Raw genomic sequence first — 17,778 nt, forward strand, 5'->3', positions numbered from 1 at the left:
AGCGGCAAGCGGCAAGCGCCCCCCGAAGATCTGGCGTATCTACCGCGACGCGGGCGTCACCGGGTTCGACTTGCTGCCGATTCGGGTCTACGAGGGGTAGCTCCAACAGCCGCTACGCGCCCTTTTCTTCCCCGATCGGCAGCGCACACCAGAACGTCGCGCCTTCCCCGGGGTTGTTCTCGGCCCACAACCTCCCCCCGTGCGCCTCCACGATGGACCGGCTGATCGGAAGCCCCACGCCGAGCCCCTCGGCCTTCGTCGTGTAAAACGCCTCGAAGACCCGCTCCATCTCGGCCGGCGCGATTCCCTTGCCCGAATCCTCCACCGACAGCAAAACCCGATCCTTGCCATTGCCACGCGTCCGCACGACCACGAGGCGCGCGCCGGCCGGGCGATCCGCGACCGCGTCGAGCGCATTGACCACCAGGTTCAGCACGACCTGCTGGAGCTGAATGCCGTCGCCGCGCACCTCGGGCAGCCGCGGCGTGAGGTCGAGCCGCAACGCCACGCCCCGGAGGAGCGCGTCATTGCCCACGAGCCGCGCCACCTCGCTCGCGAGTTCGTTCAGGTTCTGCCCATCCGCGCGCGGCGTCCCCTTCTTCAGCATCGCCCGCATGCGCTGGATGATCGTCGCCGCGCGCCGGTCGTCGTCCACGATGTCGGCGAGCGCCGAGAGCGCTTCGTTCACGTCCGGCGTCGGCCTCTGGAGCAGGCGCCGCGCCGCCTGCGCGTTGCTCAGGATCGCGGCGAGCGGCTGGTTCAATTCGTGCGCGATCGAGGCCGCGAGCTCGCTCATCGCCGCCACGCGGTTCATGTGCGTGAGGCGCTGGTTCGTGGCCATGAGCTCGTCGGTCCGGCGTATGACCTCGGCTTCGAGGGTATCCCTCGCGCGGGCGAGCGCGGCGGCGGCCTGTTCGAGCTCGGCGTTTTTCTCCGCGAGCGCCCGCGCCCCGGCGCGCACGGCGATCTGCGCGCGCACGCGGGCCGCGAGCTCGGCGCGCACGAACGGCTTGGTGACGTAGTCGACCGCGCCGAGCTCGAGCCCACGCACCCGGCTCGCCGTGTCCGCGAGCGACGTCATGAAGATGATCGGGATGTCGCGCGTCGCCGGATCCGCTTGCAGGCGCCGGCAGACCTCGAAGCCGTCCATGCCGGGCATGATCGCGTCGAGCAGCACGAGGTCGGGCTCCTCGCGCTGGATTTGCCGCAGCGCCATCGCCCCGTCGAGCGCCACCGCGAGGGCGAAGGGCTGGCCCGCGAGCGCGTCGGAGAGGAGCTTCAAGCTCTGGGGGTCGTCGTCGACGAGCAGGACGAGGGGCACGCGCATCGTTGACAGGGTCGGAGAACTGGGGGAGGAATGCCAGCAACGTAACGTCATGGTCGCAGGGCCAGGAAGCGATGACACAGACGGAGCGCACCATATTCGTCGTGGATGATGATCCCTCCGTGCTTCGCAGCCTGGAGCGGCTCCTGCGTTCGGCGGGGTATGCGGTCGAGGCGCACGCCTCGCCCCGCGGGTTCCTCGACCACGCGCCCGCGGATCGGCCGGGGTGCGTGGTCGTGGACCTGCGCATGCCCGAGATCGGCGGCCTCGACCTGCAGGAGGAGCTCGCGCGGCGGGGCTTCGAGCTGCCCTTGGTGTTCTTGACCGGGCACGGCGATGTGCCGAGTTCGGTGCGCGCCATGAAGGGCGGCGCGGTCGATTTTCTCTCCAAGCCCTGCGACGACACCGAGCTGCTCGCGGCGGTGGAGCGGGCGCTCGCGCGGGACGCCGAGGCGCGGGCGGCGCGGGCGGAGAAGGAGGCCCTTCGAGCGCGGTTCGCGGCGCTCACGCCGCGCGAGCGGGAAGTGTGCTTGCTCGTCGCGCGGGGCCTGCTGAACAAGCAGATCGCGGTGGAGCTCGGCACCGCCGAGAAGACGATCAAGGTGCATCGGGGCCGGGTCATGGAAAAACTCGGCGCGGCATCGGTGGCCGACCTCGTGCGTCTCGTGGATCGCGTTCAGGACGCCTGACGCCTGTCCGAGCGCGCGCCCCTCCGCGGCAGCCGGGCCTTGCTCACGCATGCGCTGGGTGTACCAGGCCGTCGCTCGACGCAATATGGGACCAAGGTCCTATCCGCGGGGCGCGAGCGCGGCAGAAAGCTCGTGGAGGCGGAATTCTTCCGCCAGCGCCCGCACCTCGCCCGCCCACGCGGCGAGCCGTTCGTCCGCGGCCTGGATTCCCTGGAGCTCCTGCAAGAGCTCCGGGATCCGCCCCCGTTCGGCGAGGTCGAGCAGGCGCGCGAGGACGTCCGCGGGCGGCTCGATCCGGGGCGCGGGCGCGGGATCGTCCGCGGCCTCGGTCGTGGCGGGGGCGGCGTGGATCCAGGTGAGGGCGAGGTGGCGCGCGAGCACGTCGAAGAGCTCCGGGAGGCGCACGGGTTTGGGGAGGAACGCGTCGCAGCCGGCGTCCTTGGCGCGCTGCTGTTGCGCCTGGTCCACGCTCGCGGAGGAGGCCACGAGGGGCAAACCGGCGCGTTCAGGAAGGCGGCGCAGGCGGCGCGCGATTTCGTCGCCGGGGAGGTCGGGCAAGGCGAGGTCCAGGATCACGAGATCGGGCCGCTCGGCCTCGATCCGCGCGAGGGCCTGCGCGCCGTCCGCGGCCAGGGCGACCTCGAACCCGAGGGGGCCGAGGGCGTCCCGCAAGAACGTTCGATTGCCCTCGTTGTCGTCGACGACGAGCACCACCCGCCGCGCGCCCTCGTAGCCGGTGATCACCTCGCCGGGGCCCGCATCGCTTGCCGACGCGTGTTCCGCGAGGACCGGAAGACGGAGCGCCACCGTGAAGGTGCTGCCCTCGCCGAGCGTGCTCTCCACGTCGATCCGGCCTCCCATTGGCTCCACGATCTTCCGGCTGATCGAGAGGCCGAGCCCGGCGCCCTCGGCGCGCGCCCCTCGGTCGCCGGCCTGCTCGAACGGATCGAAGATCCGCGCGAGATCATCGGGCGAGATCCCCGGGCCTGTATCTTCCACGCGGAAGATGAATTCCCCGTCCTTTGCCTCGACGCGGAGCGTGACGCTCCCTTCGCGGGTGAACTTGACCGCATTGCCGAGCAAGTTCAGGAGGACCTGCGTCAAGCGTTTCGCGTCGACCTCGACGAACGTGGGTCCGCCTTCGGCTTTCGCGTAATGAAACACGAGCCCCTTCGCCTCCGCGCGCACCCGGCAAAGATCGGCGACGCTTTGCAGCAATGCCGGGAGGTGGACCTCGGCCGGGACGAGCTCCATCTTGCCGGCCTCGATCCGGGCGAGATCGAGGACATCGTCGATGAGCCCGAGCAGGTGCTCCCCCGAGCGCTGCACGACGCCGAGCCCCGCGAGGTCTTCCCGCGAGAGCCGCGGCGACCGGCCGAGGAGCTGCGTATACCCGAGGATGCCATTGAGCGGCGTGCGCAGCTCGTGGCTCATGCTGGCGAGGAAGCTCGATTTCGCGCGGTTTGCCGCGTCGGCGGCCTCTTTGGCCGCTTTCAGCTCGGCCGTCCGCTCCTCCACCTGCTGTTCGAGCTCCACATTGCGCCGCGCGAGCGCCCGGACCCGCATCCGCACGCCCCCGTACACGAGCGCCGAGAGCGTGAGGGCATACCCGAAATAAGCCCACCACGTCCGCCAGGGCGCGGGTTTGACCTGGAACGCGATCGACACGGGCCCCGCCACGTTGCCGGCATAGTCGCGGCCCCAGGCCTGGAAGGTGTACGTCCCCGCGGAGAGGTTCGTGTACCGGGCCTTCGTGTCCGTGGCCCAGTCGCTCGGCGAAGGATCGAAGCCCAGGAGTTGCATGCGGTATCGCGTGTCACGCGCGCGAAAAAAGGAGAGGAGCGAGAAGTCGAAGGCGAGGGTGTTCTGATCCCAGGGGAGCGCCGTGTCCGGCAAGAGCGCCCCGCCCGCCGCGCGGATCGCGGAGAGGACGAGGGGCTTCGGCGTGACGTCCTCGATCTCGCCCGCCGGATCGAAGACGGCCGCGCCGCCCGCCGTGCTGACCCAGATGCGGCCGCGGCTGTCGACGAGCGAGCCATTCTGCTGGCAATCATTGCTCGGCAGCCCGTCGTCCATCGTGTAGGTGTACAGGGAAAACTCCGCCGGGTCGTCCGGCGTGGGTGCGCGGGGCGTGAGGCGCGCGACGCCGCGTACCGTGAAGAGATAGGGGCGCCCCCGGTTGTCGGCGCGCACCTGCGCGATGTCGTCGCTCGGCAGCGCCGGACGGCTCTTCGTGTCGAGCCGGTCGAGCCAAACCTCGGCGTCGAGGTCATACCGCGCGACGCCGGCGCCCATGGTGCCGATCCAGAGCACGCGCGCCCCGCGCGTATCGCGCAGCTCGGCGAGGGTCATCAGATAATCGGAGCCGAGCGGCGCGTTCGCCGTGGTGTAACTCTTCCACGCGCCATGATCCAGGCGCGAGAGGCCCTTGGCCGTGGCAAACCACGTGCTCGTCCCGCCGCCCGGGCGCGTGGTCTCCAGAAGGGCGTGCACCGAGTCGTCGAGGAGCGGGCAGCTCGTCTTCTGGAAGACCTGCCAGGTGCCGTTCTCGTCGAGGCGCCCGACGCCGCCGCGCGACGCGACCCAAAGGCCGCGCCCGTCGATCGATTCCCGGATGTCGTAGACCGCGCCTAGCAGGAAGGGCGCGTCCTTCGCGTCGTACGTCGTCAGCCGACCGGCCTCCCAGCGGTGGAACCCGCCCTGGTCGCCCCCGATCCAGACCACCCCGGGCTCGCGTCGAGAGGGCACGAAGGTCGTGAGCATCGATCCGAGTTTGTCGGACATCTCGGGCGGAAGGACCGGAGAGAGCCCCTGCTCCGAGAGTCGGAGCGGTTTGTTGTCTGCGCCAAGCCAGATTTCGCTCTCGCCGCCCGCGCCGCGCACCTCGGCGAGACCCATGGCCGAGCCCGTGAGGGGGGAGTTGCGCGGGGTGAACGCCACCCACGCGTCGTGCCGGAGGTGGGCGAGCCCGCCTGCGCCGATCCACAACGCGCGGCCGTTCGCCGCGACCGAAAGGACGTAATTGTCGGTCAGATTGGAGTTCGCCGTCGTGAGCGTCGCCCATTCCCCTTTCGCGAAGCGGGCGAGGCCGCCGCCGTAGGTGCCGGCCCAGATCGTACGTCCTGCCGCGCCATCCACCGTCTCGGCGAGCGCGCGGATCGGCAAACGAGACGCGGGCGAGGAGTCCGGCGCGACGCGCTCCCAAAGGCCGCCCGCATGGCGGAGGAGGCCGGACACCGTGCCCACCCATAACTCGCTCCGGCCCTTCCCATCGGCCGTCTGCAAGAGGGAATGGACGCCTTTGATGGTTGCCGACGCCTCGCCGTCCGTTTTGAAGCGCGCGCAGCGTCCCTCCTCGCAATGAAAGAGCCCGTGGGAGCCGATCCAGAGCGTCGGCTCGCCGGACGGCAAGGTCCCTTCGAGGAGGGAGGCGATGTCCGGGTGCTCGGCGCCCGGCCCGAGCTCGACGCGGTGAAAACGCCCGCCCTCGAGCTGATAAAGCCCATCGAGGGTGCCCACCCAGACCGCGGGCCCACGGCGTGATCCGAGCAGGGTACGGATCGGAGTCCCGCTCGGGAGGCCCTCGGCGGCCCCGAACCGCTGAAAAACCCCGTCGGCGAACCGGAAAACGGCGCCGTCGATCATGCCGAACCAGACCGAGCCGTCCTGCGCTTCGGTGATTGCCTGGACCCAGCTCGGCGAGCCTCCCGTCGGGATGGGCAAGGGCGTGATGCGCTGGCCATCGTGGTACGCCGCGCCGGCCTGCGTACCGATCCACAGGTGGCCGCGGCGGTCGAAGGTGACGACATTGACGACGCTATGGGGAAGGCCCTGGTCGACGCCAAAGACGCGGATCGTGGGGGCGCCGAGCGTGGTCGCATCGGCAGCGAAGGCGGGGGAGGGGAGGAGGGGGGCCGCAACGAGGACGGCGAGGAGCGCGGGAAGTGCGAGGCGGCTCACGGGGCCGGAGGATACATGGAGCGCGGCGTCATCGTGAAGCCACGTTCGATCTCCGGAGCCGCTGTGAGGGGTGCTGTCCTCGGGCGTCGAGGCAGGCAGGCATCAGCCTCGAACGAAGCTACAGCAGGCCGATGCCGAGGACGTTGAGGTGCAGGATGCACAGGTCGCTCTCCTCGAGCGAGGTCTGGATGGCCGGCTTGCCGTTGCAGGTGAAGCTCCCGTCCGAGCCGGTGCAAGCCGTGGCGCGATCGTAACGAACCTGCACGCCGCAGGTGTTGAGGGCCGTACCGCAAATGCGCGTGACCCAGGAAAGCGTCGTGACCAGCCCGCAGGTGTTGAGCAGGTCCGTGCGGGGCCAGGCGTAGTAGACCGGGGTCTCGCTCGGGCCCTGGAGCTTCACCTGCCAGATCGCCTCCTCGATGGTGAACCCTTGCGCGTCCCCGCTCTCCGTCCCGGCGATGCTGGGCCCCGAGAGGAAAAACGGCACGTGGGCGCCGAAGGGGTTGAGGTGCGTCACCATGCACGTGAGCGCGTCTTCCTTTTGCGAGGTCGTGAGGCCCGCGCTCAGCCATGAGCCGGTCGTGCTGAGGATCCCGCCGCCCGTGTAGACGCGGTTCCCGCTCGTGAGCTGCGTCCCCGCTGGGAGCGTGCATCGCGCGGCGTACGAGAAGGCCTCCCGCCCGCCTTCGGTGGCGAGCAGCCCGCTCGACACGATCGCGGGGTTGACAACCGACGGGTTCTGTGGATCCGCGGCGGCTCCACCCAACGCAGCCACGAGCGCGGCGACGTTGGCGTGGTAGTCGGCCGGGAGCAGGCCGTTCATCCCCCCCGAACCCTTGATGGGACCGCCTTGGGGGTCGAACTCCGGAGCCCCCACGAAATCATCCGGATCCACCGCGGTCGCGCAGCCGGTGAGTGTGAGCACGGTTCCAAGAACAACCCCCGTGAGCAAGCGAAATGACAGCATGATTTCCTTCTCTCTGCGCTCGGCGCTGAGTGCCCTGGTCAGCGCCTCCATCGGTCAGTGTCCTGACGATTTCGGGAGTGCATGTGGCCTGGGTCTCAACTGTGACCGAACGTTACGGTAGGCTTCTTGCAACCGTTACACCATGGGACCTTGGTCCCATGGCGAGCCCCCTTCCCGATAGGTCATGGTATCCGTGTGCGTTCTGTGACTCCTGTTACATTAGCGGAGACCCCACAGCGGGACGCCACGCCTTCGAGCACGCCGCCGAGCCCGTCGAGCATTCCGCTCGGGCTCCTCACGCGTTTCGGGGAGTTCCATTTCCTCGGCTCCGGTGGGATGGGGGCCGTCTATCGCGCCAGGGATCGGCACCTCGGCCGCGACGTCGCCGTCAAATTTCTTCACCAGGCGGACCCGGAGACGAACCGGACGCTCCTCCGCGAGGCGCGGGCGCAGGCGCGGATCGAGCACGAGCACGCGTGCAAGGTCTACGAGGTGGGGACGGACGGCGACCGGCCCTATATCGTGATGCAATACATCGCGGGCGAGCCGCTCGATCTCGCCGGCGAATGGATGACCCGCGAGCAGAAGGTGCGCGCGGTCCAGCAAGTATCGATGGCGCTCCACGAGGCGCACCGGCTCGGAATCATCCACCGCGACGTCAAGCCCGCCAACATCATGGTCGAGCAGGGCGAGGACGGGGCCTACAAGCCCTACATCATGGACTTCGGTATTGCCCGCGAAATGGGGAAGTCGATCCAGATGACGGCCTCGCTCGCCGGGACACCCGCCTACATGGCGCCCGAGCAAGCGAGCGGAGATGCCGAGGCGCTGGACCGGCGAACCGACGTGTATGGGCTGGGCGCGGCACTGTATGACCTGCTCGCGGGTCGGCCTCCTTTTGATGGTCCCCATGCGCTCGCGGTGATGCAGCAGCTCCTGACCGAGGAGCCGCTGCCGCTCGGGAAGATTCGCCCGGACGTCCCGGAGGACCTCCAGGCCATCGTCATGAAATGCCTCGAAAAGGAGCAGGGGCGGCGATACGAGTCGGCGCTGGCCCTCGGCGAGGATCTGCAGCGGTTTCTCGACGGCAAGCCCGTGCTGGCACGCCCGGCGTCGCTCGGATACGTCCTGCTCAAGGCCGCGAGGCGGCACAAGGTGCGCGTCGCGCTCGGGGCAGCGCTGTTCGTGGTGATCTTGGTGTTCGGCGTCTTCGGGATCCGGCAGCGCCAAGCCCTGGCCGAGCAGATGGCCCTCGCGCGCGAGCTCGGCGAGGACGTGAAGGAGATGGAGCTCTTCCTGTCACGCGCGTACAGCCTCCCGCTGCATGATATCGAGCGGGAGCAGAGCATCGTGCGGCAGCAGTTGCGGGATATCGAGGCGCGCATGGCGACCCTCGGGCGGGCGGGGGAGGGGCCGGGTCATTACGCGATCGGGCGGGGTTTCCTCGCGCTTCAGGAGCCCGAGGAGGCGCTCTCCCATCTGCGCCGCGCCGAGGCCGCCGGATACACGCCGCCGGAGCTCCGTTATGCCATGGGCCTCGCGCTCGTGGAGCTCTATCGCGAGGCCCTCGAAGAGACGAAGCGGATCCAGGACGAGGCGCGCAAAAAGGCAAGGCTCGCAGCGCTCGACGCCGAGTACAAATTGCCCGCCCTCGCCCACCTGCGCGCGGCGCTCGGGGCGCGGCTCTCGTCGCCGGCCTACGTGGAGGGCCTCATCGCGCTCCACGAGGGGCAAAACGACGTCGCGCTCGCGAAGGCGCACGAAGCGTTCGCGCAATCGCCGTGGCTCAACGAGGCGAAGAAGCTCGAAGGGGACGCGCATTTCGCCGAAGGCAAGCGTTTCGGGCGGGACGCTGCGTTCGATTACGACAAGATGATGCAGTCGTTCGAGCCGGCGGCAGCAGCCTATGCGGAGGCCGCTTCTATCGCGCGGAGTGATCCCGCCGTGCACGAGGCCGAGTGTGAGCTCTGGACCCAGATCGTGCTCGCGTCGGACGCCCGGCCCGAGCTCTTGCGACCGAGCTTCGAGAAAGCGACGAGCGCGTGCGGAAAGGCGCTCGCGGCAGACCCGCAGCGCGGCTCGGCGCGCCTGACGATGGCCTTCGCCCACAACGCGTTCGCCTGGCAAACGATGAATGGCCCCGGGAAGGAGGATCCGGAGCCGATCCTCCGGGCCGCCATCGAGCGCGCCGAGGAGGCGGCTCGTCTTCGGGCGGGCGACCCGATGGCGCATTACCTCCGCGGCGCCGCATACCGGGTCGAGCTCCTTTACCTCATGAGCCGAGGGCTCGACGCGCGGGCCGCGACGGACCGCACCATCGCGGCGTACGAGGAGGCCATCCGGCTCGATCCTGGCTTCCTTTGGCCCTACAGCGAGGTATGCGCGTCGTACCTCGAGCGCGTCCGGAGCGAGCTCTGGCGCGGCGTCGATCCCGGTGCTTCCGTCGAGCGCGCGACGTCCCGCTGCGATCAAGCCTTCGCACAGAACCCGACCTTCACGTACCCAGCCATCTACAAGGCGCACGCCCATTTGCAGGAGGCGCAGCACCTCATGGAGAAAGGGCGCTCGCCGGATACGTGGGTGTCGAGCGCGCTCGCGGCCGTCGCCGCCGTCAAGGAGCAAAATACGCTGGACGCGGCGCACGTCTCGGCCTGGGCATCCTGGCTCGGTGCGTCCCATGCATGCAATGCCGGCCAGGATCCGAGCGCCTCCCTAGAACGCGCCGAGGCGTTTCTTCGTGAAAAGGAGCAGCTCGCGCCGGACTCCGCGAACGACGAGCTCCACGGGCTCCTTTCCATGACGCAGGCGCTTTACCTGTTGCGACAAGGCAAGGACCCGACGAAGGCGATCGAGGCGGCGCGGGCGTTTTTCCGCAAGAGCGCGGAGGCGTCGCCCTGGGACGTGGACTACCGTGTCGAGCAAACGCGCACGGAGACGCTTGCGCTGCGCTGGGCCCTGGCGAAGGGAAAGGCCGATTCCGCGATGTTCGACGCGGCCTTCGCGCCGCTCCTGCCCGTCATTGCAAAGGAGCGCGCCAATCCGCAGGTCTACGAGGCGCTGGCCGAGGTGTACGAGCTGCGCGCCGGCTGGCTCCTCGAACGGAAGAAAAACACCGAAAACGACCTGACCCTGGGGCTGGTGATGGCGAAGAAGGCGCTCGCCATCCATCCGACCCTGGCGCCGGCGCTCGCGTCGAAGGGCGCCCTCCACCTCCTGCGCGCCCGCGCCGCGCGAGACGCAAAGGCGAGGATCCAAGCGGCGCGGGAGGCCAAGGCTTCCTTGAGAGCGGCGCTCAAAGAGAATCCGCTGCTCGCGCGGGAGCGGGGCGCGGCGCTGAAGGAGGCGGAGCGGCTGCTCTCGCTGGAGGGATCGGAGTAACCTCCTTGTTTTCTTGGGCCACGTTGTGGCAGCCTCTCGACGGCGTGTGGTCATGAAAAACTCGCGATGGCTCATGGGCGCGACGCTGCTCGGCGCGGCACTGGTGGGAGCATGCGACGGAGGGACGGCGAAAGGCGGCGGCGCTGGGGCCGCCGACGTATCGAGAATCGCCCGCAGGACCTCTGCAATTTCCCTCGACATCGTCGAGCTCAGCGCTGCGGACGCGCGTGATCGCATGGCCGAGGGCACGCTCACCGCGCGGGAGCTCACCCAGGCGTACCTCGATCGAATCGCGCGCATCGACGATGCCGGCCCCCGGCTCGATGCGATCGTCGAGCTGAACCCGCGCGCGCTCCTGGACGCCGCGGCGCTCGACGCGGAGCGCAGGGCCGGGATGCGGAGCGGGCCTCTGCACGGCATTCCCGTGCTCATCAAGGACAACATCGACGTCGCTGGAATGGTGAATTCGGCCGGGTCGCTCGCGCTCGCCGACCATCGGCCGAAAGAGGACGCTTTCCTCGTCGCTCGCCTTCGCGCGGCGGGCGCCGTGATCCTCGGAAAAACCAACCTCAGCGAGTGGGCGAATTTCCGGTCGACGCGCGCGACCTCCGGGTGGAGCTCACGCGGGGGCCAGACGAAAAACCCGTACGTGCTCGATCGCAATCCTTGTGGATCGAGCTCGGGCACGGGCGCGGCCATCGCCGCGAGCCTCGGCGCGATCGGGGTCGGCACCGAGACCGACGGCAGCATCCTTTGCCCTTCGTCCGTGAATGGCCTCGTGGGGCTCAAGCCCACGGTGGGGCTCATCAGCCGCAGCGGCATCATTCCGATCTCGATATCGCAGGACACCGCAGGGCCGATGGCCCGCACCGTCACCGACGCCGCGATCTTGCTCGGCGCCCTCGCGGCCGTCGATCCGGCTGATCCGGCCGCGTGGAAGCAAGGCGCGCTCCCGCGCGATTACACGAACTTCTTGAAGCCGGGCGCGCTCCGGGGCAAACGGCTCGGCGTGCTCCGGCAGGCCATGGGAACCCATCCCGATGTCGATAGGGCCGCGGAGGCGTCGATGGCGACGTTGCGGGCGCAGGGCGCCGAGCTGGTCGACGTCGAGATGGACACGTACAATCGCTGGAACGAGCCCGAGTTCACGCTCATGTTGTACGAATTCAAGGACGGCCTGAATACGTACCTCCGCCGGAGCGGCGCGCCGCACGCGTCGCTGGAGGCCCTGATTGCGTGGAACAAAGCGCACGCCGATACGGTGATGCCGTTCTTCGGCCAGGAGCTCTTCGAGAAGGCGCAGGCGCTCGGGCCGCTCACGGATGCGGCGTATCTCGACGCGCGCGAGGCTGCACGGCGCCTCGCTGGGAACGAGGGCCTGCTCGCGGTCCTCGACGGCGAAAGGCTCGACGCCGTCGTCGCGCCGAGCATGGCCCCGGCGTGGCTCACGGACCATGTCCTCGGGGATCCTTTCATGGGCACGAGTCATGGAGTCGCGGCGGTCGCCGGCACGCCGAGCATCACGGTGCCGATGGGCGAAAGCCACGGCCTCCCGCTCGGCTTCGTATTCATGGGCCGCGCGTATGCCGAGGGAGAGCTCCTCGGAATGGCATTTGCATTCGAGCAGGCCACGAGGGCACGACGAGCGCCGGCGTTCGCGCCGACGCTGTGGCGGTGAACGCATGCCTCGACCGTCGCGCCTTCCTCAAACACCCTCGCGCCAGCGTTTGTGCTCGCGCGTACGACTTGCTGTGCGCCGCAGAGTCGGCTCGTCCTTAAGATTCCTTCATAATCCGCGCAATTGTACGAAAAAATGCGTTCAAACGAACGCATCAGCGACAAAACCACCCCGGTGACATCGGAAAAATTTGCGTCACCGGGTCATGCCCAAACCGCGCGGCCGAACATCGCAACGCAGAAGCCCATGAAGATCAAGCAGATTCACCGCCCGCCCGGTTCGAGCGAGGTGGGAGCCAGGCACGAGCAAGATAATAACGTGATGGACGGTGAGATTTCAATTTACTTAAGCGGACGTACTGGCTAGATCGGCCCTGTCCGGAAGATCCTGAACGGCTTGTATGGTTCATCCCAATAACGCATCACCGCACGCTCGCGTGTGGATCGGCCGAGGTGCGTCTGGATCATTCGCTGCCAGGACAATCGGGTCACCGTCGCCCGCGTCATGGTCGTGACGACGCGAGAGAAGTCAGCGAACATGCAACCTTTTACGCTGCCCGACTTCTACATGCCGTATCCGGCGCGCATCAATCCGCACCTCGAAGGTGCACGCGCGCACACCAAGGCATGGTCCTACGACATGGGCATCCTGGAGAAGAATCCCCAGGGAAAGCCTATCTGGGACGAGAGTGATCTCGACGCGCACGACTACGCGCTGCTCTGTGCGTACACGCATCCCGATGCGCCCGCGTCCGAGCTCGACCTGATCACGGATTGGTATGTCTGGGTGTTCTTCTTCGACGACCATTTCCTCGAGATCTACAAGCGCACCAAGGACATGCGCGGCGCGAAGGCGTACCTCGATCGCCTGCCGCTCTTCATGCCCGTCGTGCCCACGGGCACGCCTCCCGAGCCGACGAACGTGGTCGAGCGCGCGCTCGCGGATCTGTGGGCGCGGACCGTCCCGCTCACCTCGGTCGACTGGCGCAAGCGCTTCCTCGAAGCGACGAAGAACCTGCTCCTCGAGTGCATGTGGGAGCTCGCCAATATCCAGGAGAACCGCGTCGCGAACCCGGTCGAATACATCGAGATGCGCCGCAAGGTCGGCGGCGCGCCCTGGTCCGCGGGCCTCGTCGAGATCGCCGTCGGCGCCGAGGTCCCGGCCGCCGTCGCCGCGACGCGACCCCTCGAGGTCCTGCGCGACACGTTCTCGGACGGCGTCCACCTGCGCAATGACCTGTTCTCGTACCAGCGCGAGGTCGAGGACGAAGGGGAGAACGCGAACTGCGTGCTCGTCCTCGAGCGTTTCCTCGGCGTCCCCACGCAAAAAGCGGCCGATTTGACGAACGAGATCCTGACGTCGCGGCTCCAGCAATTCGAGAACACGGCGCTCGTCGAGGTGCCGGCGCTCTGTGTGGAGTACGGGCTTTCGCCGGCGCAAGCCCTCGACGTCGCCAAGTACGTCAAGGGCCTGCAGGACTGGCAATCCGGCGGCCACGAATGGCACATGCGGTCGAGCCGCTACATGAACGAAAATGCGGACAAGTCCGCGTCGGTGCCCGATTTCCTCGGCGCGCCGACGGGGCTCGGCACCTCCGCGTTCCGCATCCGGCTCACGCCCGGCGCCCTGGGATTGCAGCGGATCAAGACGCTGACCCACACCCCATTCCGGCCCGTGGGCCGGATGCCGCTGCCGAAGATCAACATACCGTTCAAGCTCCGCTTGAGCCCGCATCTGCCTGCGTCGCGCCGGAACACCGTCGAATGGGCCCGCAAGTTCGGGATGCTCGACGTCGTGCCGGGCGTCTTTGGCTCCGGGCTCTGGGACGAGCGCAGGCTCATCGGCTTCGATTTCCCCCTCTGCGCTGCGGGCATTCACCCGGACGCGACCCCGCACGAGCTCGATCTGAGTTCGGGCTGGCTCACCTGGGGGACGTACGGCGACGATTATTTCCCGCTCGTCTTCGGCGCGACGCGGGACATGGCGGGCGCGAAGCGGTTCAATGCCCGGCTCTCGTTGTTCATGCCCCTCGACTGCACGGGCGCCCCGGTGCCCGAGAACCCCCTCGAGAGCAGCCTCCTGGATCTCTGGATTCGCACGGCGACCCCCATGTCGATGAACGCGCGGAAGACACTCCGCCGCGCCATCGAGAGCATGACCGAGAGCTGGCTCTGGGAGCTTTTGAACCAGACCCAGAACCGGATCCCGGATCCGGTCGATTACGTCGAGATGCGCCGCCGGACGTTCGGCGCCGATCTCACGATGGGCCTGTCGAAGCTCACGCTCGGTGACGTGGTCCCGGCCGAGGTCTTCCGAACGCGTACGATGCGCAGCCTCGACAACACCACGGCCGATGTCGGCGGGTGGACGAACGACCTCTATTCGTACCGCAAGGAGATCGAGTTCGAGGGCGAGCTCTCGAACCTCGTGCTGGTCGTCGAGCGGTTCCTCGAATGCGACGCTCTGCACGCCAAGGAGGTCGTCAATGACCTGCTCACGGCGCGCATCGTGGAGTTCGAGCACATCGTCGCGACCGAGCTGCCCCGCATCCTCGACGAATTCAACCTCGAGAAGGAGGCCCGCGAGGCCGTGCTCGGGTACGTCGAGAAGCAGCGATTGTACATGGCCGGTGTCCTCAACTGGCACGTCATGACAAGCCGGTATGTGGACGCGGAGCTCGAGCGCCACCCGATCGAACGGGCGATCGAGGGCGCGCGTGGGTTTGGCGCCTCTGCGGCGCGTATCAGCAGTTTCTTCGGTGCCGGAAAGGCTGGCTCCGTGGCTCCTGCTGCGAAGGCGGATCTTTCGATGGGTACGGCGCGGTCCGTGCCGGTGAAGCACGGGCGGTCGTAGCCGTCCGGGAAAGAGGGACTCATGTCGATCTCAGGGAAGTCGGGTTCGATCGATCAGCAGCTCACGAGCCTCGCGACGGCGGCCGCGAGGCAACTCGCGACGACGACGAAGTCGGCGCCGCAGATGCAGGGCATCTCGTCGCGGTGGCTGCTCAAGCTTTTGCCGTGGGTGCACGTCAACGGCGTGTACCGCGTGAACCGCCGCCTGAGCTACGCCGTGGGCGACGGACGCGTGGAGTTCACGAACACCGGCGCCAAGATCCAGGTCATCCCGCAGGAGCTCTGCGAGCTGCCGCTCCTCCGCGGGTACGAGGACATCGAGGTCCTCACCGCGCTGGCCAACCGCTTCGTGCAGCGTGAATACAAGCCCGGTGAGGTCATCACCGAGCGCGGCAAGGAGGCCGATCACATCGCCCTCATCGCGCACGGCAAGATCAACAAGATCGGCGCGGGCAAGTACGGCGACGAGACGGTGCTCGCGGTCCTCGCGGACGGCGACCATTACAGCTACCAGGCGCTCCTCGAGACGCAGGACTACTGGACGTTCACGGCCAAGGCGGTCACGGCGTGCACCGTCCTGACGCTCCAGCAGAACGTCTTCGAGGAGGTCGTCGCGCAGTACCCGTCGCTGAAGAAGCACATCGAGGACTTCAAGGCGCTCTCCGCGAAGAAGCAGGACACCACGGGTGAGGCCGCGATCGAGATCTCCGCGGGCCACTCCGGCGAGCCCGTCCTCCCCGGCACGTTCGTCGATTACGAGACCTCGCCCCGCGAGTACGAGCTCAGCGTGGCGCAGACCGTGCTCCAGATCCACACGCGCGTCGCGGATCTGTTCAACGAGCCGATGAACCAGACCGAGCAGCAGCTCCGTCTGACCATCGAGGCCCTGAAGGAGCGCCAGGAGCACGAGCTCATCAACAACCACGAGTTCGGCCTCCTGCACAACGCCGACCTCAAGCAGCGCATCCACACCCGGAGCGGCCCGCCCACGCCGGACGACATGGACGAGCTGCTCGCGACCGTCTGGCGCGAGCCGACGTTCTTCCTCGCGCACCCGCGCGCCATTGCGGCGTTCGGCCAGGAGTGCAGCCGCCTCGGCATCTATCCGCAGAGCGTCGAGGTGAACGGCAATCACGTTCCGGCGTGGCGTGGCGTGCCGATCTTCCCCTGCAACAAGATCCCGGTCTCCGAGACGCGGACGACCTCGATCCTGCTCATGCGCGCCGGCGAGAAGAACCAGGGCGTCATCGGCCTGCACCACGCCGGCATCCCGGACGAGGTCGAGCCGAGCCTCAACGTGCGCTTCATGGGGATCAACGAGAAGGCCATCATCTCGTACCTCGTCAGCCTCTATTACTCGGCGGCCGTGCTGGTCCCCGACGCGCTCGGCGTCCTGGAGAGCGTCGAGATCGGTCGCGCCCACGAATGAGCCGCGAGCGGTAGGCGCTCCGCGTGTGCCCCGCCTACGAGGTGGGGGATACGCGGAGCGCTCTGCTCTCCGAAGCGCGTAGAAGGAAAGGTACGTCATGGCAAACGCCGAAAAACCTGGGAACGGGAACGAGGGCGAGCGTTCGAGCCTCGGCACGCTCGGGGCGCGGAAGCTCGCGACGACGACCAAGTCGCATCCGCAGATGCAGGGCATCACGCCCCGCTGGCTCTTGCGGATGTTGCCCTGGGTCGAGGTCACGGGCGGCACGTATCGCGTGAACCGCCGTCTGAGTTATGCGGTCGGCGACGGGCGGCTGAGCTTCGGCAACATCGGGGCGAAGGTGCAGGTGATCCCGCAGGAGCTCTGCGAGTTGCCTCTCTTGCAAGGCTTCTCGGACGATGCCGTGCTCGACGCCCTGGCGAGCCGGTTCATCCAGCGGGAGTACAAGCCCGGCGCGCTGATCGCCGAGCGCGGAAAGCCCGCGGAGACCATCTTCCTGCTCGCGCATGGGAAGGCCCAGAAGCTCGGCGTGGGCAAGTACGGCGACGACACGATCCTCGACGTGCTCGGGGACGGCGACCACTTCGGAGATCAGTCCGTCGTCGAGTCGAACGATGTCTGGACGTATTCGGTCAAGGCCGTCACGCCGTGCATCGTGCTCGAGCTCCCGCAGCGCGTGTTCGAGGAGATGATCACGCGCTCCCCGGCGCTCCACGCGCATGTCGAGTCGCTCAAGGAGCGGCTCAAGAAGCCCCAGGACAAACTCGGGCAGGCGGCGATCGCGATCACGGCCGGTCACAGCGGCGAGCACACGCTCCCGGGGACGTTCGTCGATTACGAGACCGCGCCGCGTGAATACGAGCTCAGCGTCGCGCAGACGGTCCTCCGGCTGCACTCGCGTGTCTCGGATCTGTTCAACGATCCGATGGATCAGCTCCAAGAGCAGCTCCGCCTGACCGTCAACGCCCTGCGCGAGCGGCAGGAATTCGAGCTCCTCAACAACCGCGATTTCGGCCTCCTGCACAACGCCGACCTCAAGCAGCGCCTCCATACGCGCAGCGGGCCCCCGACGCCCGACGACATGGACGAGATCCTGTGCCGGCGCCGCAAATCGCAGTTCTTCCTGGCGCACCCGCGCACGATCGCCGCCTTCCACCGGGAGTGCAATCGCCGTGGGGTCCTCGCGACCAGCGTCGAGATCGCCGGCGCCAAGGTCGCGGCGTGGCGTGGCGTCCCGATCTTGCCGAGCGACAAGATCCCCATCCACGCGGACGACACGAGCTCCATCCTGGTCATGCGCACCGGGCAGGAGCATCAGGGCGTCATCGGCCTCCACCGCACGGGCCTGCCCGAGGAAATCGAGCCCGGCGTCTCGGCCCGCAAGATGGGCACCGACGAGAAGGCGATTGCTTCGTACCTCGTGAGCACGTATTTCTCTGCGGCGGTTCTCGTCCCTGACGCGCTCGGCATCCTGGAGAACGTCCAGATCGGGCGATAGCCG

9 protein-coding genes are annotated in these 17,778 nt (G+C 68.0%); 6 read left to right on the top strand and 3 right to left on the bottom strand.

The window, feature by feature from the left end:
* Positions 1–112: 112 nt before the first annotated feature.
* Positions 113–1,327, bottom strand: coding sequence for a response regulator (locus E8A74_RS19400; RefSeq protein ID WP_232379652.1), 1,215 nt, complete (start codon positions 1,325–1,327; stop codon positions 113–115).
* Positions 1,328–1,398: 71 nt separating this feature from the next.
* On the opposite strand from E8A74_RS19400, the gene E8A74_RS19405 reads away from it, so the two are divergent.
* Positions 1,399–2,013, top strand: a complete 615-nt coding sequence (locus tag E8A74_RS19405) for a response regulator transcription factor (RefSeq protein ID WP_136930525.1) — start codon at positions 1,399–1,401, stop codon at positions 2,011–2,013.
* A gap of 99 nt (positions 2,014–2,112) precedes the next feature.
* Here the strand turns inward: E8A74_RS19405 and E8A74_RS19410 are convergent, their stop codons facing one another.
* Both E8A74_RS19410 and E8A74_RS19415 read right to left on the bottom strand, forming a co-directional pair.
* Complete coding sequence (locus E8A74_RS19410) at positions 2,113–5,973, bottom strand: hybrid sensor histidine kinase/response regulator (protein WP_136930526.1); 3,861 nt, start codon at positions 5,971–5,973, stop codon at positions 2,113–2,115.
* Between the two features lie 118 nt (positions 5,974–6,091).
* Complete coding sequence (locus E8A74_RS19415) at positions 6,092–6,940, bottom strand: hypothetical protein (protein WP_136930527.1); 849 nt, start codon at positions 6,938–6,940, stop codon at positions 6,092–6,094.
* Between the two features lie 195 nt (positions 6,941–7,135).
* Between E8A74_RS19415 and E8A74_RS19420 the strand changes: the two genes are divergently transcribed.
* The 5 genes from E8A74_RS19420 to E8A74_RS19440 all read left to right on the top strand — a co-directional run bounded on the left by E8A74_RS19420 (position 7,136) and on the right by E8A74_RS19440 (position 17,775).
* On the top strand, positions 7,136–10,318 hold the full coding sequence (locus E8A74_RS19420) for a serine/threonine-protein kinase (protein WP_136930528.1): 3,183 nt from the start codon (positions 7,136–7,138) through the stop codon (positions 10,316–10,318).
* Positions 10,319–10,370: 52 nt separating this feature from the next.
* Entirely contained in the window at positions 10,371–11,996 is a 1,626-nt protein-coding gene (locus E8A74_RS19425) for an amidase (RefSeq protein ID WP_211365398.1), read from the top strand.
* A gap of 537 nt (positions 11,997–12,533) precedes the next feature.
* Positions 12,534–14,849: a family 2 encapsulin nanocompartment cargo protein terpene cyclase gene (locus tag E8A74_RS19430; RefSeq protein WP_136930529.1), complete on the top strand. Its 2,316-nt coding sequence runs from the start codon at positions 12,534–12,536 to the stop codon at positions 14,847–14,849.
* 21 nt (positions 14,850–14,870) lie between these two features.
* The gene (locus E8A74_RS19435) at positions 14,871–16,277 is read left to right on the top strand and encodes a family 2B encapsulin nanocompartment shell protein (RefSeq protein ID WP_136930530.1); all 1,407 of its coding nucleotides are present in this window, start codon (positions 14,871–14,873) and stop codon (positions 16,275–16,277) included.
* Positions 16,278–16,374: 97 nt separating this feature from the next.
* A complete protein-coding gene (locus tag E8A74_RS19440) occupies positions 16,375–17,775 on the top strand; it encodes a family 2B encapsulin nanocompartment shell protein (protein WP_136930531.1) in 1,401 nt (466 codons plus the stop codon).
* Positions 17,776–17,778: the final 3 nt, after the last annotated feature.

Source organism: Polyangium fumosum (assembly GCF_005144585.1).
In the GTDB taxonomy this organism is placed as follows: domain Bacteria; phylum Myxococcota_A; class Polyangia; order Polyangiales; family Polyangiaceae; genus Polyangium; species Polyangium fumosum.

What these genes read in the sequence shown, in the direction of transcription:
- E8A74_RS19400 (WP_232379652.1), bottom strand. Translation starts at nt 1,327, where the DNA reads ATGCGCGTGCCCCTCGTCCTGCTCGTCGACGACGACCCCCAGAGCTTG.
- E8A74_RS19435 (WP_136930530.1), top strand. Translation starts at nt 14,871, where the DNA reads ATGTCGATCTCAGGGAAGTCGGGTTCGATCGATCAGCAGCTCACGAGC.
- E8A74_RS19415 (WP_136930527.1), bottom strand. Translation starts at nt 6,940, where the DNA reads ATGCTGTCATTTCGCTTGCTCACGGGGGTTGTTCTTGGAACCGTGCTC.
- E8A74_RS19425 (WP_211365398.1), top strand. Translation starts at nt 10,371, where the DNA reads ATGAAAAACTCGCGATGGCTCATGGGCGCGACGCTGCTCGGCGCGGCA.
- E8A74_RS19430 (WP_136930529.1), top strand. Translation starts at nt 12,534, where the DNA reads ATGCAACCTTTTACGCTGCCCGACTTCTACATGCCGTATCCGGCGCGC.
- E8A74_RS19440 (WP_136930531.1), top strand. Translation starts at nt 16,375, where the DNA reads ATGGCAAACGCCGAAAAACCTGGGAACGGGAACGAGGGCGAGCGTTCG.
- E8A74_RS19405 (WP_136930525.1), top strand. Translation starts at nt 1,399, where the DNA reads ATGACACAGACGGAGCGCACCATATTCGTCGTGGATGATGATCCCTCC.